Origin of the sequence: Streptomyces sp. Ncost-T10-10d (genome assembly GCF_900091955.1) — a bacterium.
GTDB lineage: Bacteria > Actinomycetota > Actinomycetes > Streptomycetales > Streptomycetaceae > Streptomyces.
The window spans coordinates 1-20073 of record NZ_FMDF01000066.1; the positions used below are offsets into that span (position 1 = coordinate 1).

General features: G+C 68.7%; 14 protein-coding genes and 8 pseudogenes. 11 read left to right on the forward strand and 11 right to left on the reverse strand.

The features are described from left to right. Both GA0115254_RS45740 and GA0115254_RS08920 read left to right on the forward strand, forming a co-directional pair. Nucleotides 1-121: pseudogene (locus GA0115254_RS45740) on the forward strand (ArsR family transcriptional regulator); the annotation flags it as partial. A gap of 439 nt (nucleotides 122-560) precedes the next feature. Further along, nucleotides 561-1394: a PIG-L family deacetylase gene (locus GA0115254_RS08920; RefSeq protein ID WP_093894735.1), complete on the forward strand. Its 834-nt coding sequence runs from the start codon at nucleotides 561-563 to the stop codon at nucleotides 1392-1394. Nucleotides 1395-1605: 211 nt separating this feature from the next. Here GA0115254_RS08920 and GA0115254_RS45190 read toward each other — a convergent pair. Next, nucleotides 1606-1802 (reverse strand): annotated as a pseudogene (locus GA0115254_RS45190) (ATP-binding protein); the annotation flags it as partial. 91 nt (nucleotides 1803-1893) lie between these two features. Here GA0115254_RS45190 and GA0115254_RS47425 point away from each other — a divergent pair. Further along, nucleotides 1894-2280, forward strand: coding sequence for a hypothetical protein (locus tag GA0115254_RS47425; protein ID WP_370740843.1), 387 nt, complete (start codon nucleotides 1894-1896; stop codon nucleotides 2278-2280). Between the two features lie 480 nt (nucleotides 2281-2760). On the opposite strand, the gene GA0115254_RS08940 is transcribed toward GA0115254_RS47425, so the two are convergent. Further along, nucleotides 2761-3441 carry a TetR/AcrR family transcriptional regulator gene (locus tag GA0115254_RS08940; RefSeq protein WP_093894736.1) on the reverse strand — a complete coding sequence of 227 codons (681 nt, stop codon included), beginning with the start codon at nucleotides 3439-3441 and terminating at the stop codon, nucleotides 2761-2763. Nucleotides 3442-3593: 152 nt separating this feature from the next. Here GA0115254_RS08940 and GA0115254_RS08945 point away from each other — a divergent pair, with 152 nt between their 5' ends. Together GA0115254_RS08945 and GA0115254_RS08950 are read left to right on the forward strand one after the other, a co-directional pair. After that, nucleotides 3594-4520: an NADP-dependent oxidoreductase gene (locus GA0115254_RS08945; RefSeq protein ID WP_370740842.1), complete on the forward strand. Its 927-nt coding sequence runs from the start codon at nucleotides 3594-3596 to the stop codon at nucleotides 4518-4520. Nucleotides 4521-5383: 863 nt separating this feature from the next. After that, nucleotides 5384-6334, forward strand: a complete 951-nt coding sequence (locus GA0115254_RS08950) for an SDR family NAD(P)-dependent oxidoreductase (protein WP_093894738.1) — start codon at nucleotides 5384-5386, stop codon at nucleotides 6332-6334. 212 nt (nucleotides 6335-6546) lie between these two features. Here GA0115254_RS08950 and GA0115254_RS45750 read toward each other — a convergent pair. Together GA0115254_RS45750 and GA0115254_RS08960 are read right to left on the reverse strand one after the other, a co-directional pair. After that, a pseudogene (locus tag GA0115254_RS45750) lies at nucleotides 6547-6784 on the reverse strand (IS110 family transposase); the annotation flags it as partial. Between the two features lie 48 nt (nucleotides 6785-6832). Beyond that, nucleotides 6833-7009, reverse strand: a pseudogene (locus GA0115254_RS08960) (LysR family transcriptional regulator); the annotation flags it as partial. Nucleotides 7010-7150: 141 nt separating this feature from the next. Between GA0115254_RS08960 and GA0115254_RS08965 the strand changes: the two are divergent. The 3 genes and pseudogenes from GA0115254_RS08965 to GA0115254_RS08975 all read left to right on the forward strand — a co-directional run. Continuing rightward, a pseudogene (locus GA0115254_RS08965) lies at nucleotides 7151-7411 on the forward strand (IS5/IS1182 family transposase); the annotation flags it as partial. A gap of 354 nt (nucleotides 7412-7765) precedes the next feature. Further along, nucleotides 7766-8107: an SMI1/KNR4 family protein gene (locus GA0115254_RS08970; RefSeq protein ID WP_093894739.1), complete on the forward strand. Its 342-nt coding sequence runs from the start codon at nucleotides 7766-7768 to the stop codon at nucleotides 8105-8107. A gap of 110 nt (nucleotides 8108-8217) precedes the next feature. Next, entirely contained in the window at nucleotides 8218-8577 is a 360-nt protein-coding gene (locus tag GA0115254_RS08975) for a phosphotransferase (protein ID WP_093894740.1), read from the forward strand. Nucleotides 8578-8803: 226 nt separating this feature from the next. Here GA0115254_RS08975 and GA0115254_RS08980 read toward each other — a convergent pair whose 3' ends face one another. Continuing rightward, on the reverse strand, nucleotides 8804-9166 hold the full coding sequence (locus GA0115254_RS08980) for a DoxX family protein (RefSeq protein WP_093894741.1): 363 nt from the start codon (nucleotides 9164-9166) through the stop codon (nucleotides 8804-8806). A 162-nt stretch (nucleotides 9167-9328) separates the two neighbouring features. Next, on the reverse strand, nucleotides 9329-9823 hold the full coding sequence (locus tag GA0115254_RS08985; protein WP_093894742.1) for a cupin domain-containing protein: 495 nt from the start codon (nucleotides 9821-9823) through the stop codon (nucleotides 9329-9331). Between the two features lie 80 nt (nucleotides 9824-9903). On the opposite strand from GA0115254_RS08985, the pseudogene GA0115254_RS47195 reads away from it, so the two are divergent. Together GA0115254_RS47195 and GA0115254_RS08995 are read left to right on the forward strand one after the other, a co-directional pair. Continuing rightward, nucleotides 9904-10308: pseudogene (locus tag GA0115254_RS47195) on the forward strand (LysR family transcriptional regulator); the annotation flags it as partial. 479 nt (nucleotides 10309-10787) lie between these two features. Next, complete coding sequence (locus tag GA0115254_RS08995; protein WP_256102458.1) at nucleotides 10788-15602, forward strand: CHAT domain-containing protein; 4815 nt, start codon at nucleotides 10788-10790, stop codon at nucleotides 15600-15602. Nucleotides 15603-15635: 33 nt separating this feature from the next. On the opposite strand, the gene GA0115254_RS09000 is transcribed toward GA0115254_RS08995, so the two are convergent. From GA0115254_RS09000 to GA0115254_RS09015, 4 genes and pseudogenes are all read right to left on the reverse strand, one after another. Further along, a complete protein-coding gene (locus tag GA0115254_RS09000) occupies nucleotides 15636-15809 on the reverse strand; it encodes a hypothetical protein (protein ID WP_256102459.1) in 174 nt (57 codons plus the stop codon). Beyond that, nucleotides 15799-16458 (reverse strand): DUF6338 family protein, encoded by a 660-nt coding sequence (locus GA0115254_RS09005; RefSeq protein ID WP_256102460.1) that lies wholly within the window; start codon nucleotides 16456-16458, stop codon nucleotides 15799-15801. The genes GA0115254_RS09000 and GA0115254_RS09005 overlap by 11 nt, the downstream gene beginning before the upstream one ends. A 162-nt stretch (nucleotides 16459-16620) precedes the next feature. Beyond that, entirely contained in the window at nucleotides 16621-18072 is a 1452-nt protein-coding gene (locus GA0115254_RS09010) for an amidase (protein WP_093894745.1), read from the reverse strand. A gap of 165 nt (nucleotides 18073-18237) precedes the next feature. Next, a pseudogene (locus GA0115254_RS09015) lies at nucleotides 18238-18664 on the reverse strand (ISAzo13 family transposase); the annotation flags it as partial. A 134-nt stretch (nucleotides 18665-18798) separates the two neighbouring features. Here GA0115254_RS09015 and GA0115254_RS45760 point away from each other — a divergent pair. After that, nucleotides 18799-18969, forward strand: a pseudogene (locus GA0115254_RS45760) (IS6 family transposase); the annotation flags it as partial. A gap of 82 nt (nucleotides 18970-19051) precedes the next feature. On the opposite strand, the gene GA0115254_RS09025 reads toward GA0115254_RS45760, so the two are convergent. Continuing rightward, the gene (locus tag GA0115254_RS09025) at nucleotides 19052-19939 is read right to left on the reverse strand and encodes a hypothetical protein (protein WP_256102461.1); all 888 of its coding nucleotides are present in this window, start codon (nucleotides 19937-19939) and stop codon (nucleotides 19052-19054) included. Nucleotides 19940-20073: the final 134 nt, after the last annotated feature.

Genomic DNA, 20073 nt, shown 5'->3' on the forward strand with positions numbered 1-20073 from the left:
TCCCTACGAGGACCGCGAGCAACGTCCCCTGGCCCGGCCCGACCGCGCTCGACCGGTGGCCCTCATCACCCGGATGTTCCCCCTGCTTCCCCACGCAACGGACGACGCGGGCCAGGACTGAGAAGCCGCCGGCTGTTTCCCCGCCTGCTCGAGGAAATGACACGAAGCTGAGACAGAGGGCGCATGACATGGGGTGAGAAAGCCTGAGAACCCGCTGGTCACAGAGGTGTCATATGTCACGGGCCGCGAGTTCCTACAATGTGGGGTCTCAGATCCAGCTTCATATTCTCTGCGCTCTCTGCATAGCGACTGCACCGAGCAGAGACACGCCGGTCATTGGCGTCGGCCCGACGCCAATGACCGCGCTTGGAAGGCCAAGCGGCCGCGCCGGGAACAGCCGGTCCGGCCGGTACGGTTGCATCGACCGAGGGACCGGCGCCGCACGGGCGGGGGACACGGAGACCACACGGTCGTCCGCCCCACCAGGATCCGGGCCCCGAGATCGCGGTACGCCCGCCGCACACTCGGACCAGGACCTATTTCTGCAGGAGGACTGTTTCATGACTGACCGGCCCTTGACGCTCATGGCAGTACACGCCCACCCCGACGACGAGGCCACCGGAACCGGAGGGGTCCTCGCGCGGTACGCGGCGGAAGGTATCCGCACGGTTCTCGTGACGTGTACCGACGGCGGTTGCGGTGACGGACCGGGGGGTGTCAAGCCGGGCGATCCCGGGCACGATCCGGCGGCGGTCGCCTTGATGCGCCGTCAAGAACTTGAGGCGAGCTGTGACGTCCTGAAGGTCAGCGATCTGGAGATGCTGGACTATGCCGACTCCGGGATGACGGGCTGGCCGAGCAACGACGCCCCCGGGCCCTTCTGGCAGACCTCCGTGCAGGAAGGCGCGGCCCGACTCGCGGAACTCATGCGGCACTACCGACCTGATGTGGTCGTCACCTACGACGAGAACGGCTTCTACGGCCACCCCGACCACATCCAGGCCCACCGCATCACGATGGCGGCGCTGGAGATGACCGCGTCGGCACCGAAGGTGTACTGGACCACGATGCCCCGCTCGATGATGCAGCGGTTCGGCGAGATCATGCGCGAGTTTCATGAGGACACGTCGGAGCCGGATCCTGCCGAGGCCGCCGCGATGGCCGAGATCGGCCTCCCCGATGATGAGATCACTACGTGGGTGGACACCACCGCGTTCAGCGGTCAGAAGTTCGACGCGTTGGCCGCGCACGCCAGTCAGGGCGAGAACATCTTCTTCCTCAAGATGGGCAAGGAGAGGTTCGGCGAGTTGATGGGCATGGAGACCTTCGTACGTGTCCAGGACGCCACCGGCGCGGTCATACCCGAGAACGATCTCTTCGCCGGACTGCGCTGATCCGCCCGTCCGACCGGCGCTCCGGTCGAGGTCCGCGATATGTCGGGGGCCGTACTCGCTCCCGGCATCGTTCATCTGACGTACTTCGCCGACCACAGCGGGCGCCGAGCGTGGCGGAGCCCCGTGTGGCGCCTGACGGAACTGGGCTGGCGCATGTACTTCCACCAGGGCACTTTGACGAACTGAGCGGTCGGTGGCCGGGCGATTAATGTCAGCTGGCCTTGACCGGTTCTTCCGCGCGCGCCCGGGTGGTGGCGAGGCGGTAGGAGTCGGTGCCGGTCTCGATGATGGTGCCGTTGAAGGTCAGGCGGTCGACGATCGCTGCGCAGAGGCGGGGGTCCGTGAACGTCTTGGTCCAGCCAAGGACTCGCTGGAGGCGATGGCGACGCTGTTCTTAGGGTCATCTTCAGCCTGCGGGACAACAGTTCACCGATCTCCGCCTTGAGCGTCTCGGCCTCGGACTTGGTGCCGTGCACCAGCACGACGAAGTCGTCGGCACATCGCACCAGACGGAAGTCCGGCAGCCCCTTGCGCCGCCGGGCTTGCCGTTGCCAGCCGGGACTCATCTCTGTATCCCAGATCCGCGAGAAATGCCGGTCCAGGACGGAGAGATAGACGTTGGCCAGCAGCGGGGAGGCGACTCGTCGAAGCCGACCGCGCCCGGCCCGGCACGGCCGAGCGCCTGGCCGCAATGCCGGGCATCACCGTCCTGGACCTGGACCTGGCCGCCGCCCTGGCCCTTGCCCGGCAGGAGACCTGGGCGGCGGCCCACAGCCAGTACGCGGCGCAGCCCACCCCCGACCGCCCCGACGGAGCGATCGTCGCCACCACTGCCCCGAAGCGGTGGGAGGTCGATCCGGTCCGCGTACTGGACCTCAACACCTGAGCAGCGGCCGCCGATCTCGTTCCGGACAGGTTTGGCGGCCTCATTCCGTTGTGTCGAGCACATGCGGCTCCCAGAAACACTGCGTACGGCGGCCCGGGAGACTATCCGTGGTCCCGTACAGGGGTGCTGAGTCGATCCACCGGTACGACGAGATCTCTCGCGTCCCGGACAGCATTACGAAGGCCCGGCCCGAAGACCCCGCCCCTCCGTGGTGTCCTCGACGCGTCCTCGTTGCATGCGTACGACCTCGCACTCCAGAAATGGGCGCACGAGGATCACGACTACAGCAGCGTGACCGCGGCCAGGAGGTACAGCGCTCACCTGGTTTCGTTGATTTCCAGGAACAGCGTTGGTCGACGGTCTTCGGAGGCGGTTGGCGATCACGGCTCCGAAATGTCGAGCAGAAATGACGGCAGTGCGGTGGTGGGGTCTGAGGAACATCCACGTCAGGGGCGCGTGCCCCCGGGCGGATGCCGGCGGTCACCCCGTTCGATGCGGTGGCTTGTAGAGGTCGTCAAGGCGGAGTGGCGCGGGCTGGGGCAGGGGTGTGCCGTCCGTCGGCAGGCAGGACTGGAGGAAGTAGGCGAGCAGGCGGCGGGATGCGGCCATGGAGGCCGCCGGGGACTCTTGCACGACGCCGTTGTTGGCCAGGAGCAGGAGGGTGACGTCGCTGGGGTCGAAGTCCTTGCGCAGCTGTCCGGTGTCCTTCGCACGCTGTACCAGCTGGGCGAGGCATGCCTCGGCGCGGGCACGCTCACGATGGACGTCGGGCGCGTCGGGAAATTGGGAGAGGAACGCGGCGCTGAACCCGCGGTCCTGGGCCTGCATCGTGCACACCTTGGTGAGGACGTTGCGAAGTCCGTGCCAGGGATCGTCGTCCTGAAGGGCCTCGTCGAGGGCTGCGACGCACTGGCTGAGTTGTTCGGAGAACGCAGCGGCGATCAGCGAGCCGCGTGTCGGGAAGTGCCGGTAGAGGGTGGCGGCACCCACGCCCGCTCTGCGGGCGATTGCGCTGGAGGATACGTCGGTGCCGTTGAGGGCGTACGCCTCGCGGGCGGCCTGGAGGAGCCGGGCGCGGTTGTGCCGGGCGTCGGCTCTCTGCCCCGGGGCGGGGGAGCCGGAGGCGGAGGGCGGCGGGTTCCGAGACAGTTGGGCAGCCATGTCTCCCACTTAATCACAAACGGAGGAGGCCGACCGTTTAGCGGGTTAGCGTGACCTGGTGCCGCGGTGCCCCGCGGTCAGCTCTCTGCCGCAGAGGTGAGCGGCTGCGAGTTCCCCTGCTGAACGACATGCCATGTGTACGGAGGTTGTCCGTGTTTGCTGTGCAGTACCACCGCTATGGCGGTTCCGAGGTCCTTTGCGTCGAGGAGGTCGAAGAGCCGCACGCCGGGCCAGGTCAGGTCCGCATCGCAGTGCGTGCCACCGGCGTCACCCCTGCTGACTGGTACCTGCGTTCAGGGATGCTGCGGGACATCGCCACCGTGGACTTCCCCCATATACCCGGCATGGATGCCGCGGGAATCGTCGACGAGGTGGGAGAGGGGGTGACCGGCACCGCCGTGGGAGATGCGGTCTTCGGCCTCGTCCCCTTCGTGGATCAGGGAGGCGCCGCGGCCCAGTACGCCGTGCTGGAGGCGTGGGCGTCCAAGCCCCAGTCATGGTCTTTCGAGGAAGCGGGTGGCGCCGCGGGCAATATCGACACAGCCACACGTGTACTGGACGCACTGGAAGCCGCCGAAGGCATGACCTTGTTGATCGATGGTGCTGCCGGAGGCGTCGGCACCATCGCCGCGCAACTCGCCCAGGCCCGCGGCCTCACCGTGATCGGCACCGCGAGCGAAGGCAACCACGGCTTCCTCGACCAGCTCGGCGTCGTACCGGTCACCTACGGGGCGGGGCTGGCCGATCGCCTTGCCCCACTGGCTCCGCTCGGTGTCGATGTGGTTCTGGACGCGGCTGGCAAGGGCTCTCTTGCCGAACTGGTGGCCATCGCCGGCGACCCGCACCGCGTGGTGACCATCGCGGACTTCGACGCCGGCCGGCACGGAGTGCGGTTCTCCCGCTCCGAAGCTGGAGAGTCGCCGGGCTGGGCAGGACTACCGCTGGCGGCCGACCTCGCCGACCACGGCCGCCTCACCGTCCCGCTGCACGCCGTGTTCCCGCTGAAGGAGGCCGCCACAGCTCATGACGTCAGCGCCACCGGCCACGCGCGCGGCAAGATCGTAATCACCGTGCCCTGACACGGCGGACGCTTCGGCTCGCAACCAGCGGCCCGCAGCAGGGCGGCCACGGCTACGGTGGCCTTCGCCGGCGCGACCTGGGCCGGACCGCACGCCGGCGCCGGCCACCACGGCTGTACCGACCCGAACTGCCATAGCCCGCACTGACCGGTGCCCGCCACCCGCCACTGATTCGTCGTCGGCGGTGTCCTTGTCGCGCAGGGGCCGCAGGCCACCGGGCAGGTCGGGAAGCTGGAAGGAGCAGCGGCCTGGGCCCTGGCGAAGTCCCGCCAGCTTCGCGGCGGCCGCCGCCGTCGGGTGCTGGCGAGGCAGTAGGGTCTGACGGCCGACGCAGAGCTGTTGTGCACGACGGCGGACAGCACCGCCCACTGCCGGAAAGGCGCTTCGCCGTTTGCGGCACCACCGGTCCTCGGGACGCTGAAGACAAAAGCGCTGGCTACGGGGCCAGGCCGTCGGCGGCTCGGCATCGATGCCGACGTACGGGCCGCAGCGGCGTACCGCCTCCCGTTCTCGTCGATATCGACATCCTCGTGCGGCGAGTGCCTCCTGAAGTCGTCGACGGCTGCTGTCGTGAGTCGTCGATGAAGTCAATCCGCAGGGGAGCGGAGTTCATGCACGCGTCGACGGGCTGTGACTGAGCACCCGATTCGGCCACTGAGTGCTTCGCCTGGCCGCGCTCGCGCTCAGTTCTGCGCCGGTCATGACGTAGCGACCTCCTTGCTCGCTGTAGTTCTCCGGAGGGCTATCGGATGCCTGTCGGCGGTGAACGTGAGTTGTCGGCGGTGTGTCGGTGGAGGCTGCGACCTTGGGCGGGTTGGTGCTCCCCATGAGCACGCTGCCCCGAGCGCAAGGAGCCTGTCATCGTGTTTTCCGCATCCCAGGGCCGATCGTGGAACGTTCACCGGCTGCCGTCTGCCGAGGGCAGGATCTTCCTGGTCACCGGAGGTAACGCCGGGATCGGCTACTTTGTCGCGGAGCAGCTCGCCGCCACCGGTGCCGTCGTCATACTCGGCAGCCGGGACCGCGCGAAGGCCGACGCCGCCATGGCCTCGATCCGCTCGCGCGTCTCCGGCGCGCACGTGCGGCACCTTCAACTGGACCTTGCCGACCTGTCATCCCTGAAGACCGCCGTGGACAGGCTGGACATCGAGCATCTCGACGCGGCGGTCTACAACGCAGGGGTCGCGCTCGACGACCCGCCGCGTCGAGAGACCGAGGGCGGCCACGAGCTGATGTTCGGCACCAACCACCTCGGCCACTTCGTGCTCACCCAGTGGCTGGCCCCACTGCTGTCCGCGGCGCCGGCAGGCCGCATCGTGACGGTGGGAAGCTTCGCGGCACGGTCCGAGCGACTGGATCTGGGCGATCTGCAGTCGACCCATGACTATCGGCCCAAGCGCACCTACGGCCGATCGAAGCTGGCGCAGATGTGCTTCGGCTTCGAACTCGATTGCCGCCTGCGCGCAGTTGGCAGCACGGTGCTCAGCGTGGTGGCCCACCCCGGCGGCGCACTGGACTCCCTCACCCCGTCCCGCCCGCCGGTATGCGTGACATCCTCCGGCGAACGGTTGCGCGCTTCGCCCGCCGGACTCTTGGTGCAGGGCAAGGACGCCGGGGCATGGCCCATTGTCCGTGCCGTCCTCGACTCGGAGGTGCAGGGAGGGCAGCTCTGGGGGCCGAGGGTCTTCGGGCTGCGTGGCGCACCACGGCGTGAGCCCGTCCCCTCTCATATGACCGAACCGGCCGCCGCCGCTCGCCTCTGGGCGGCCAGCAGTGAGCTGGTCGGCACCGATCCGCACCTCGGCTTCCGGTAGGCGTGCAGTTGCACCCAGGGCGGCCGTCCAGTGGCCAACTGCGGTGCTCAGCCCGGCCAACTCGGGTGCTCAGTCACAGCACTTGTGACTGAGCACCCGAGTCGGCACCGCTCGCCGACTCCGATGCTCAGCTCCGGATTGCCTTCACCGGTGATCACGTGCCGAGCTGGTTGTCAGCCCACGGGTCGGCTTCTGGTTCGGTGCGTCTCCGTGCCCACTCCGGACAGGCTGGTGAGCACTTCAAAGGCGTGGTGATCGCGAAACCGGACCTCTATGAGCTTGTCGAGCTCCGCGACCTGCTGGTTGCAGGGCCATCACTTCCTTCGCCAGCGTGTGGACCATCTGAGCGGTCAGCTTCTCCCCGGGCAGGCTGGTGTGCTGCCGGTCGGCGGCCTGCACAGCTGTCTCGGCGAGCTGATCAGCCCTGCGGACCTTGCGGTTGCGGAGCCAGGCCTCCACGAATGGTTCACGGGATGCGGCAGCGCCGGTTGCCGGTGCTCAGTGGCGGTACGCGGCTGTCGCGATCTCGACGAAGGACCGGATCAACGGGTTGGTGTCACCTTCGTTCCACACCGCGACCACTCGGCTCGGCGTCATGTCGATCAGCGGTACCACGGCCAGCTCTGCGGGCAGGTCGTGTCCGAGCGGGGCCAGGCCGACCGTGCCGTTCCACACTCATGCCCAGACTGCTGGGCGCGAGCCAGCCTCGTCTTGTCAACAGGGCTCTCAGGCTCGGGCATACGCAAAGGCTCGGCTCGCGCCCCAGAACGGCAGCTACCGCCGACGTTCGCTTCCCATTAGGCGTACGCCTCCCGTAGAAACCGCGCCTACCTGCGCCGCCGCGGGATCCGTTGCACCATTCCGAACAAGGCCGACCAGGCGCGCAACCGCCGAGAGCTCGGCTCCCGCGGCGGCTGGCCGCCGCATTTCGCCCCGGTCGACTATCGCGAGCGCCACGCTGTCGAGTGCGGAATCAACCGCCTCAAGAGACACCGAGCTGTGGCCACGAGGTACGACAAGCTCGCGGTCCGCTACGAGGCGACCGTCCTCATCGCGGCCGTCAACGAGTGGCTGTGACCCTCGGCTGTCACGCGATGGGATCCAGGTTTCATGCCGCAGAACACACAGCCGAAGCCGTCCTCGCGCACGACGTTGCGCTTCTGGGGCGCTTCGCTGCCGGGCCGTAGGGTGCGCCGTGAGGTAGACGTTCAGAGAAAGGAATGACCATGGGGGACGTGCAGTTGGCGTGGCAGCGATTGGTGGACTGGCTGGAGACGAATGCACTGACGACTGCGTCGTCGATCCTTGCTCCTGCTCCGCCGGCAGCGATCGCTGCGGCTGAGGAGCGCATGTGCGTCGTTTTCCCGGTCGAGCTTCGGACGTGGCTTCAGGCATCCGGGGCCGAGCCCGGAGGGGGTCACGGAGGGGGTCGTGCCCGGCAACCACGATTTGCTGGGACTCGCGGCCATGGAGCGGACGTACCACTTCAAGATGGAGATCGAGCGCGACGACCCGTCCGACGATCCGGAGTTTCCCTTCTGGCATGAGCAGTGGATTCCGATCATCTCGGACGATGATGCTTGTTACGGCAAGTTCCTGGATGTGCGTAGTGGTCAGATCGGTTCATTCGACGATGGGGATGCGCCATCCTTCGGAGTTCACGAGTCACTGACTGTTCTGTTCAGCGAGACGGTCGTCCTCATGGAGCAGATTTCTGCGGGGGCGCAGGGCGCAACTGGACGTGTTCAGCGCGGCAGGCTGATCTGGGACTGATGATCGGCGTACGCACGTAGGCCCGCGGTGCCGACCGGCACCACGGGCCACTGCTGCTTCTGCTGTGCTACTGCGGCTTGGCTGCGTCGATCCGGTCCTGGTCGCCGTCAATGACTGCACTGCTTTGGATCTCCCACCGCGATTTGAACCTTCGCCGCACCGTTCGAGATCCACTTCCGATACACGACCTAGCACCAATACTGTCGGCCGTCATCGACTTCGGCACCTCGGGCACCGGCGCCCCCGCCTGCGATCTCGTGATCGCCTGGACGATGCTCCGCGAGGAAAGCCGCGAGGCATTCCGGCACACAGTCGGCCAGGACGACGGCACCTGGGCCAGAGCCAGGGGCTGGGCGCTGTGGAAGTTCCTGCTGACGTTGACCCAGTGCTCCGATCCCAGAGACGGGCGAGTCGCCATCCATCTCGATGTGATCGACACGGTGCTGGCCGACCACGAACGCTTCGCGTAACCCGGACCGGCGCCGGCGCACTGCCCAACGCCACCCACCAGCAGGTCACTTCGTGTCTCATGAGACATACCGAAGTCTGGAGAACGACGGGCACCGGACCGTGCTGCACCGCACCGACGACATCGTGTTCCTGTACGTCCGGCCCGGCAGGGTCGTCACCCAGCACTGGATGGACCTGGCCGTCGCCGGCCCGCAGGCGCATCCACCGGCCGGGAGTTCTGCTCGATCACAGCCAACCGGTGGCCGGCCAGGTGGTCGCAGCCGCAGTGGCGATCAGGCCGACGTTGAGCATGACCCGGCGGTCTTCGGCGGTCAGGTGCACGGTGATCGCACCGATCTGCAGGAGCACGAACCCGATGGCCGCGGCCGGGGCCAGCCAAGGCGCGATGCCGGTCGCTGGCGGCAGTAGCAGCCCGACGGCGCCCAGAACTTCGATCGTTCCCAGCGCCCTGACGGCGGGCAGCGGTATGCGGTCCACCCAAGCCATCATCGGGCGGAGCAGATCGCGACTGCGGATCACCTTGACCACGCCCGCGTAGAGGTAGAAGGAGGCCAGCGGTCCGGCAATGATCCAGTAGGCGATGGTCATGATTTCCCTTCATCGTCACCGCTTGTGGGTGACCCGCCGGCTCCGGGGAGCGTCCGGAGCCGGCACATGAGCGTGTATGAGCGACCCGGACGCCGAGAGGCGGGAGCGCCTTGGCTGCGCCGGTCCGGTGGCGGGCAGCCGGGCGGTGTCGTCCCGTCGGCTTCAGGCGAGTCCGGTAGCGGGCTCGGTGGCGTAGCGGGCCATCGTGTGGATGCCGACCTGGGGTGTCAGCGGCCTGCCGTCCGCAGTCAGGCTCTGGAGGTCTCGGAAGTACTGCACATACAGGTCGGGGGTGAACGTGCTGAGCATGACGGCGGGTCGGTCGGTGAGGTTGGCAAAGGTGTGCGGGGCGCCGGGCGGGACCATCACGAACGTGCCCGCGGTCGCGTCGTGGTCCTTGTCCCCGACGGTGAACCGCACCGTGCCGGAGATGATGTAGAAACCCTCGTCGTGCTGGGCGTGGCGGTGCTGCGGCGGTCCGGGGGTGTGCGGGGCGAGGACGGACTCGGCGATCCCCAGACGATGCCCGGTGTGGCTGCCGTCTTCGAGGACGCGCATGCGCGTGGTGCCCAGGACGATCGTCTCGCCGTCGTCGGGGCCTACCACCGATACGGCGGGGCCGTCCTGCGGTTCACTGGTCTTCGCTTCGTCGTTCATGTTTCGAGTGCACCGCCAAAGCCCTGCGAGTGTCCAAGACACTTTCTGCCACGCCGATACCTTGCGGGTATCGTTGCAGCGTGGAGCTACGTACCCTGCGCTACTTCGTGACGGTCGCCGAGGAACTCCACTTCGGCCGGGCCGCAGCCCGGCTGCACATGAGCCAGCCGCCGCTGAGCCGGGCGATCAAGCAGCTGGAGACAGAGATCGGTGCCCTGCTGTTCGCGCGCTCGCCTGCCGGCGTCATGCTCACCCCGGTGGGGGCAGTGCTGCTCGACGAAGCGCGGGCCCTGTTCGACCAGGCCGACCGCGTCCGCATCCGCGTGACCGCGGCGGCCGGCGCCGCGACCGTCACCATCGGCATCGTGGGCGACGGCACAGACCCCGGCATCACCAGGCTGGCGGCCGTCTTCCGCCGAAGCCACCCCGGCGTCGACATCCGCATCCGGGATGCCGATCTGACCGACCCGACCTGCGGGCTGCGTGTGGTGCGCGGCGGGAAACGCCTGGTCCGTAACCGGCACAACTCAGTCTTGAGAAACGGTGCGGTGGCGTGTATGTCGGGAGTTGTCGGTGATGAAGTCGCCATCCGGGGCAATGTCGCCCATATGGAGTGCCCAGCCCGAGCGGACGCAGTGTCGTGGCCGACGAGCTTGTCGAAGAAATCACTCAAGTTGTCGATGTAATCGTTAAGTTGATCCTGTTGCCGACGTTCATTCCACAGGGGGAGCGCGTGTGGAGGTGCGGAGAGGACAGTGCCGGCCGACGGGGGAGTGATGATGCAGACGGTGAACGCCATGCGGCGTGACGTGGACAGGATGCCGACCGCTGTGGTGCGGGGCGGGTGGGCGAGCATGGGCGTGCGCCGGAACCGCGCTGTCGCCGCCCGACTCGCATCAGATGTCCCCATCGGCTTCCCAGCCGATGCACGGGACCCCGTGGTCGTCTGCGGCCGGATCTCCGCGTGAGGCCCGAAAACGCCGCGCGCCGCATCCTCCAGCAGGCCGAATGTGCGGAAGCCGAGCCAGGCGCCTCGGAATGGTTCCTCGGGGCGGAGGCCATGGAGGCGGCCGACGAGGTACGCGGTGGCATCGTCCTGTCCGACGGGACCGTGTGGGGCCTCGGGGCCCTGGCTCTCGGTTACGTCGACTGGTGCCGCTATCTCGCAGGGGGCGAGGCCGATCGGGGGGCGCTCGGTGCCGCGGTGCTCTGGTTCGCCGGGATTTACGAGCAGGACCCTGGGCAGGTGCCGCGCGGGCTGCGTCCGCTGTTCGCCACGTCGTCCGGCGAACCCGACGGCGCCGCGACGGAGCCCGGATTCGCGTACGACGGGGGCGTCGGGGTGATGCTGGTGTTCCAGCAGAGCCGCCACCCCGGTGCCCTGCGCATCGCCGAGGCCCTGCTGCGGCGCGCCGTCGCCGGTTTCGGTGAGGGCAGCATCGAGCAAGGCATCTGCCTGTCGGACCTCGGACTCGTCCTCCTCCACGGATTCCAGGACGGCGCGGGACACCACGTGCTCTCCGAAGCTGTCGACGTCGGCCGCGCCGCCGTGGTCTGCGCCCCCGGCGTACGGGACGAACAGGCCCGCAGGCATGGCAACTTGGGGCACACGCTCCGGAACTGGTCAGATGCGAACGCGGACAAGGAAGCAATGCGGGAGGCGGTCGCCGAACTGCGGAAGGCGGTGGAGCTCAGCACATGGAACAACCCGAATCGCGCGCAGCACAGCGCCACCCTCGGTTCCGCGCTGTGCAGCGCCGCCAACGACCTGGACGATCCCGCGCTGCTCTCCGAGGGCGTCGCACTGCTGCGTGAGGCCCTTTCGGAGCCGGACGTCGTTCTGCCCAACCGAGCCTCGTTCCTGTCCGACCTGGGCGTCTCCCTCATCCTGGGGACCATGGAGAGCGGTCCCGGCGCCGAGCTGTACGAGGAGGGCATCGCCGCGTGCCGCAGGGCCGCAGACACGGCCCCCAACCCCGTCGAGCGCACCGTGTACCTCACCAACCTCGGCCTGCTGCTGATCGGGCGCGCTGCGCACACCGACCACCCTGGTGCCCTGGACGACGCGTACCAGGCCGCCCGCGACGCCCTCGACGGCGCACCGCCCGGACATCCGGTGCTCGCCCAGGCACACTTGGTCCTCTCCCAGGTGCTTGACGCGCGGCACTCGGCGACGGGCAGCATGGACGACCTGGACGAAGCCGTGGTCCACGCCCGCCGGGGCACGGAGTGCATACCGGCCGACGACCTGGTCCGACGGGTGCTCCACGCCACCAAATTCGCCGATTTGCTGTGGAAGCGTGCCGTCCGGCACGTAGTGGCCACCGGGGAACCCAGGGATCCCGCGGAACTCCACGACCCGCTCGCGCTGCTTCGAGCCCTTGCCGAGGAGGTTCCGGCCCGCTCCGCCGAGCGCGCCCGGGTCCTGTTGGCGCTCGGGCGCTGCCTGCAGGTCTCGGGCGACGCCGACGGCGTCGACGAGGCCATCGACTGCTTCCGCAAGTGTCTGGCTCTGCCGCCCCCCAGCAGCGGCTTCGAGGCCACCACGCGCTTCGGGCTCGGGGCGGCGCTGACCCACCGCGCCGGTGCGGACGACGACGCCTGGCAGCAGGGTGCCGATGAGATGCTTCGGGCACTCAACCTGCTCACGGCCAGTGACCCGGTGTACTGGGACTGCCATGCGGAGTACGCCCATGCCCTCATGGAACGAGGCGATGCGACGAGCGGCGTCGACCTGTACGAGAAAGCGGTGCGCCTCCTGCGCGAGGAGGTGAAGCATGCTCCGCTCTCCCGCGCCGAAAGCGCCGTGTACCGGTCGAACATCGGCACCGGCCTGATGCGAATCGCCGTGCGCACCGGCCGTGCCGAACTCTTCGCCGAGGTGGTGGCCACCCACCGAGAGGCCGTCGCCATGTCATCGGCGGGGGACTTCTTCCACGTGCACCAGCTCATGGGCCTCGGTGAAGCCCTGCTGGCTCTCGCCGAGTTCTGCTCGGACTCCGAGGCGTTGGAGGAGGGCGTCGGGGTGTTGCGCGCAGCCGTGGCCGCCTCCGACGAGGCCACGTACGGCGGGGCCGATTGCCGCACAGCTCTCGGGGACGCCCTGCGCAACCTCGCCCGTCTCACCGGCGACCCCGCCCCGCTGGAGGAGTCCGTCCGATGCCATCGGGAGGCGGTCGCCATGACGGCGGGATCACCAGCGCCTGTGGCTCTGCTGGGCCTCGCGAACAGCCTGGGGGCTCTCTACCGCCACACCCGTGACGTACGGCAGAGCGACGAGGCCATGCGGCACTTCCGCGCCGCCCTGGCCGCCGCGCAGCCCGCAACGTCCGACGTGCGGGGCTCCATCCTCACCGGCCTGGGCTTCGTCCAGTGGAGCCGGGCCGTCGACAGTGGCGACGACATCCTCTTGGACTCCGCCATCGGCACGCTGCGCGAGGCCGTGACCCACACGCCCAAGGTGCGTCTCGGCATGGCGCTCACGAACCTGGGCGGCGCCCTCATGGACCGTAGCCGGACCACCGGCAACCGTGTCTGGCTGGCCGAGGCCGTGACGGTGCTGCGCCGCGCGGTGAAGGACAGCCCGCCGACGTCCATGGAGCGTTCCCTGCACCTGAACAACCTCGCCGAAGCACTGCGCTATCGGTACGAGACCGTCGGCGACACGTCCGCCGCCGACGAGGCGGTCGTGCTCCTGCGCGAAGCGATGGCCGTGGAGCGCGGTGACCGCACGGGCGCCGAGATGGCCGCCGTCAACCTGGGTGTCCTGCTGACCGGCCGGGCCCGGTCGGACAAGGACCCGCGCGTCGCCGACGAGGCCCGGCGGGTCCTCGAAGAGGTGGTGGCCGGGTTCGGGAAGCATCACCCTTTGCGTTCCTTCGCCCTACAGCACCTGACGATGGCCTGTGCCGCCGTCGCCCGCCTGGCGGAGGAGCCCGCAGGGACCACGGCCCGGCAGGCGCTGCAACGGGCGGTCACTGCCGCCCGGGAATCTCTCGCGGGCATGCCCGAAGGCCATTCGGGTCATGGCTATTCCCAGTTGCTCCTGGCCGGGGTGCAGTTGGACCGCGCGGTGCTGGGGGAACAGGTCGACCTGGTGGAGGTGGCCCGAATCGCCCGCAGTTACGCACGCAATCCGGTCGCCCATGGCGCAGGCCGGCTCCAGGCCGCCCGTGTTTGGGGGTTGGCCTCTGTGAAGGCGGGGCGCAGCGATGATGCCCTGGAAGGGTACGCGTACGCCGTCGGCCTATTGCCCAGCCTCGCCCCGCGCAGCCTTGCCCGCGCCGATCAGGAAGCGCGGCTGCGCGGCAGTGAGGGCCTGGCGAGTGACGCCGCCGCGCTGGCGCTCAACGAGGGGGCGGCGGGCCGCGCCCTCGCCCTGCTCGAACAGGGGAGAGGAGTGCTGCTCGCCCAGGGCCTGGAGCACCGGGCCGATGTATCGCGGCTGCGTGACCTCGCCCCTGACCTTGCAGCCGAATTCGAGCGGATACGTGACCAGTTGAGCGAGCCGCCCCAGCTCTCCCCGGCGCTCCGCACCGGAGTCGGGGGTCCGGCAGTGCCGCCCCACGGAGCCCACGAGGCGGGCCTGATCGCCGAGGCCCGGCTTGCCCTGGCTCGACACTGGGACCAACTCCTCGAAGCAATAAGACAGTTGCCGGGTCTTGAAGGCTTCCTGCGCCCGCCCTCCATACCGGAGCTGGTCGCTTCCGCGGCCGAAGGCCCGGTCGTAGTCGTCAACGTCAGCATCTACCGTTGCGATGCCCTCGTTGTGACCGCCGACGCCGGGATCGATGTGGTCCCCCTGCCAGACCTCACCCTGGAGGCCGTCATGTCGCGGGCGGCGGAGTTCATCGACGGGACGGACACGGCGTATGGCGAGAACGGCGTCGACAATGCCGTCGCCATGATGCATAAGCACTCCGGAACGCTGAGCTGGCTCTGGGACACCGTGGCCGCACCGGTCCTCGACCGCCTCGGCCTGAACGCCGAACCGTGCGACGGTGCCCCCTGGCCCCGACTGTGGTGGTGCCCCACCGGCTGGCTGTCCTTCCTGCCGCTGCACGCGGCCGGCCGCGGCGCGCCGGACTCCGGCACCTGGGTCCTCGACCGTGCCGTCTCCTCGTACACCCCAACCCTGCGCGCCCTGGTCCGGGCCCGCGGCGGCCTCACTCCCGGCGCCCCCGCGCACCCCTCCCCGCTGGTCGTCGCCCTCGCCGAGACGCCAGATGCCGCGCCACTGCCCGGCGTCTCGCAGGAGGCGGCGCTGCTCACGGAGCTATTCCCCACGGCACGGCTGCTGACCGGGCCCGACGCCACGGTGGAAGCGGTCAGCCGGGCGCTGGAGGCCCACCCCTGGGTCCACTTCAGCTGCCACGGCGTCAGCGAGCTGCTCAGCCCGTCACAGAGCGGTCTGATCCTGCACGACGGACGACTCACCGTGTCCGACATCGCAGCCCAGCGCCCCAGGAGCCCGGAACTCGCCGTGCTGTCCGCCTGCTCCGCGTCCCAAGGCGGCGTCACGCTGTCCGACGAGGTGGTCCAGCTGGCCTCGTCCTTCCAACTGGCCGGATACCCGCATGTCATCGGCACCCTGTGGCCCATCGCCGACAAACTGGCGACCCGCCTCACCGAGGAGTTCTACGCCGCGCTCGCCGAGGACATCGCCCGGGGCCGCCCCATCGATCCGGCCACGGCCCTGCACCGCCCGGTCAGGTCCCTGCGCAACCGCTACGCGCAGGCGCCGCACCTGTGGGCGGCACACATCCATACGGGCCCGTGAGGCAGGTCCGCACCGGCCCGCCCCAGCGTGCGCTCAAGACGCCTCCAGCTCCGCGGCCCCATGGACGGGCGGCGCCGTATCTCCCATCACCGTGCCCGAAGGTCCCTGCGGAACCTCATCCGGCTCGGCCATGTCATCGGTGGGCCGATAGGTTTTGCGGATGGCGAACTCCTCTACCAGAGCCGCCAAGTCGGCATCAGTGCCCACCTCTTGATCCTTCGCCATTGCTCACTCCATCCGCTGCTGCCACGGACGGCGGCAGCAGCACCTCCAGCACTTCTATGTCGCTCGCCCGCACGTACACGCCCGCGGTACCGGGCACCTTTCCGAGGAACCTGCCGTCGGACCCCACACTGTACTGAGCCTGCAGATAGAGGTCCCCTTGCTGCGGATACGCCGACACGGCCGACCGCGAACCGAGCCAACCACCCACCCACAGACCACTTTTGAGGCGTATTCGCACAAAGCAGGACCCGCGGTCGCGGAAGAGGGCATCCCAGGCGGTCGGCGTCGGCTCGTACTGCGCCCGTGCATGCCGCCTCCGCCACACCGCCTCCGCCCCGGCCAGCGCGGACGGCACGGCGACGATCAGGAGCAGCGCGGCGACTCCCGCCTGGCGAGGCTGCCGCAGCACCCCGGCGACGGGCCCGTTTCCACCCCCGGCCAGCAGCCGCACAAGCCACGGCCCCGCAACCACCGCGTAGAGGGCGTCGAGCAGGGCCCCGGCTGCGATGGCGCGCACGAGGCGGTTCTGCGGCTCTTGCTCGGTGGCAAGGGGACCGCGCAGCCGCTCCCGTACGGCCTGGTAGAAGACGCCGGGCAGCACGAGGATCAGCAGGATGGTCAACTGTTGCACCGTTCCCGGAACCATCGTGGTGCTGCACCCCCGTGCTCAGTGCGTCGTCCGTATCGTTGCCGCATCAGGATGACGTACGGGGAGGCCTGCGTCACGGGCTTGTTGAAAGTCGGCGACGCCGGTCCACGCACCGCTGCTACGACCACAGCGATGCGGTACGCCCTACTTCGGTGCCTGGAAGCCGCCGATCTTCTGCTCAAGCAATTCGGCCAGCCGCAGCGGGGTGCGGTCCTCGAACATCGGACCGATGAGCTGCACTCCCACCGGCAGACCCTCGGGCGACCGGCCCGCTGGTACAGCGGTGGCGGGTAGACCGGGCATAGTGGCCAGACCGGCCCAGACGAGCTGGTCGAAGTACGGATACTCGACGCCGTCGATGTCGATCCGACGTTTCATCAGGTCGGGGTTGTGGTCGTGCGGGAACGCGGGAGTGGGCGTGATGGGACACACCACGGCGTCGAACTCGGCGAAGAACTGCCGCCATCCATGGCGGTGGAGCTCGCGGAAGCTGTTCGCCTCGATCCAGTCGCGGTGGCTGAACACCATGCCGCGCAGCCGCGCCGCATCGAGACTCTGGTCGTCTGCGCTCAGTCCGGCGGCGCGGGCCTGCAGCTGCTCGTACGCTTCGACGGGAAAACGTGCAACGGAGCCCGAGAACAGGAACTGCGTGTAGAGCACCGCGGCTTCGGTCAGATCGGGCAGCAGCGGACTGTCCCGCTCGACGCGGGCACCGCCGTCGACAAGCGCGTCGGCCACCCGGCCCACGCCCGCCCGCACAGCGGATCCAGTCGGAATGAGCGGATGCTCGTCGAGGACCAGGACCCGGAAGTCGCGGAGCCGTTCGTGGCGCGCGGGCGGCAGCGTCAGGTGGTACCCCACACTGAGCGTCAGCGGGTCCGGTCCGGCCATGACGTCGAGCAGGAGCGTGAGGTCGCGAGCGGTGCGCGCCATCGGACCGACGACGGCGAGGTCGTGCTCGGCCGGCAAGGCCGGCCCGGGCGGCGGGACCATGCCGCGGCTCGCCGCCAGCCCGAGTGTCGGCTTGTGCGCGTAAATGCCGCAGAAATGCGCGGGGGTGCGCAACGAACCGGCGAGGTCGGAGCCGATGGACAGAGCGCCGAATCCGGACGCCAGGGCCGCCGCCGAGCCGCCGGAGGATCCGCCCGACGTACGACGGTGGTCCCACGGGTTGTTGGTGGTGCCGTAGATCTCGTTGAAGGTCTGCACGTCCTGCAGCCCCACGGGCACATTGGTCTTGCCGAGCACCACCGCGCCCGCGGCCCTGAGCCGCGACACCTGCACCGCGTCCTCGGCCGGCACGAAGTTCCGGTGCGGCGGCATACCCCAGGTCGTGGGCAGCCCCGCAATGTCGTACGACTCCTTGACCGTCACCGGAATGCCCAGCAGCGGCCGGTCCTCACCGCGGGCACGCGCCCGGTCGGCACCGCGCGCGGCGGCCCGTGCACGGTCGAAGTCCCGCACACAGATCGCGTTGATCGCATCGTCGTCCCGTTCAATACGGGCGATCGCCTCGTCGGTCAGTTCCGCCGAGGTCACTTCACCGGCCCGCAAGGCAGCCGTGAGTTGTTCGGCCGTCGGAAAATTCCACTCCATGAATCCGACCGTATGGGCCTGTGGAAGAGGGCACGAAATGCCGCTTCGCACAACGGGGTGGATGTCTCAATACTCATCTGCCTGGCGGTCCTCGACCCGATGGTCGTAGTGCTGGTGGGACTCGTTCGGTCCGCGGGTGTCCGGCTGGCTAGGGGTTGCAGATCATTAACACGTTGTTTTGATCTTGTTGCTGGACTTGCCGGTCAGGGCGTGGACCCGCACTTGGAGGGCTGTGAGAGCCGCGGGTGGGGTTGTCGCGGGTGGGATGGCGATGCCGTGGGCCTTGAGCAGTCGCCGGTTCTTCAGGAGGGTGCGGTGCATGGCAGTGCGGCTGCTGCCGAACAGTACGGCCAGGGGTTCCGCAGCCAAGGCGACCCGCAGGTGGAGCACGGTTGCCAGGACCTGTTCGGGGAAAGAGAGCCGGGGTGGGCGGCCGCGCTGGGTGTCACCGTCAGGGGCCAGTGTTCCTGTGAGTTGGTCCAGTTGCCGGTGGGTCATCCCGGTCAGGGCAGGATCGGACAGCAGGGCCTGGTCCCACTGCAGGGCCGGTGCCTGAGGGGGTCCGGGCTGCGGGGATTGCAGGGCAGGGCTGTCTGCCTCCTGGCAACTTCTCCTGACGGCAGTGTCACGTTGACTGACCGGGTGGGTTGATCTTCTGGTTGGTCATGCTGGGAGGGGTCGTCCGTGGACAGCGCGCCGCCGCTGTACAGGGCGCACCGGTAGCCGGTGGAGATCACCGCGCACTGCGTGTGGCTGCACTTCCGGTTCCCTCTCAGCTTCCGCGAGGTCGAGGAGCTGATGCTCGAGCGCGGCGTCATCTCGTCCTACGAGACGATCCGCCGGTGGTGCCTGAAGTTCGGGCAGTCCTACGCCGAATCCCTGCGCCGCCGACGTCCCCACCATCGACGAGACCGGCTTCCTGAAGAAGCGCCGGGCCTCGGCGGGAGTGCAACGGCAGTACACCGGCACCGCGGGAGGTCTACGGTAGGGGGAGCGTGAACGCATAGGCGCGCTGCGCGGCGCATCCCTGGCAGGTACCGGCGAACCGGGAGAGGAGGTGATCGTCGGCTTCGGAGAGGATGTTGCGCCAGAAGCAGCGGAACTCCCCGCACGCGCAGGATCGTTGGCTGACATCGGTGAACGCGCTGGTGTTGGAGTCGTGACCGTCCTCGGCCGGCGGCTGTGGGAAGGCGTCGCCACCGTCGGCATCAGGCAGTCCGTACTGCTTCCGCTTCCACGACACCGCCTTGGGGGTGAGAAAACCCCGCCCGGCGCATTCCACACACTTGCCGGGCCCCGCGTTGTTTGCGACACACCAGCATCGCCCATAGCCGCCGCTGCCGCCGCTGTAGGCCCTGCCTTCGCAGAGCAGGCACACCCCCCAGCCATGACAGTCATCGCACAACACACCACTGGCCGTGCTGAGCGTGAAGGGCGGCTGACCCAACTGTCGTTCGGTGTACACGACCGGCGTCCAGCCGGTGAACGTCAAGATTCCGGGCCCGTTGCCCTCGTAGACCTTGACCTCGAAATCTTCGCGCCGGGCCGTCGCCCAACTTTCCCCGGGGTGGCTCAAAGACCGTTGGTGCGCGTTCCAGCCGGCCACGGTGAAGGCGTTCAGGACGTCGTCGAAACCGGGAGACGAGGGGCGATCGTCCCCGCTGACGCAGACGAGGAACAGGAAGCGGTGACCGACCGGTGCGGGGTCGCGCAGCCGTACCGAGTCAGTCCACTCACGGACCACCACCGGGCGGCGGTCCGGAGACAGCGCGGAAGCGATCTCCAGCAGCTGCCCTTTGAGCCACACCGCACTTTCCGGGACAGCAAGCGCGCCCTCATGTCCCTGTTCGTCAGTCGTATCGGTCATGGTGGGTGTCATCCTGCTCTCACTCGGAGACGTCCATGATGGGCCGTCCGGCAACACCGATGTCGGCCGGGGTAGCGACCTTGGGTGAAATTGGGGTCGGGGCGTGTTGGCCTGGTGGTTCGGCTGGTGGGTGA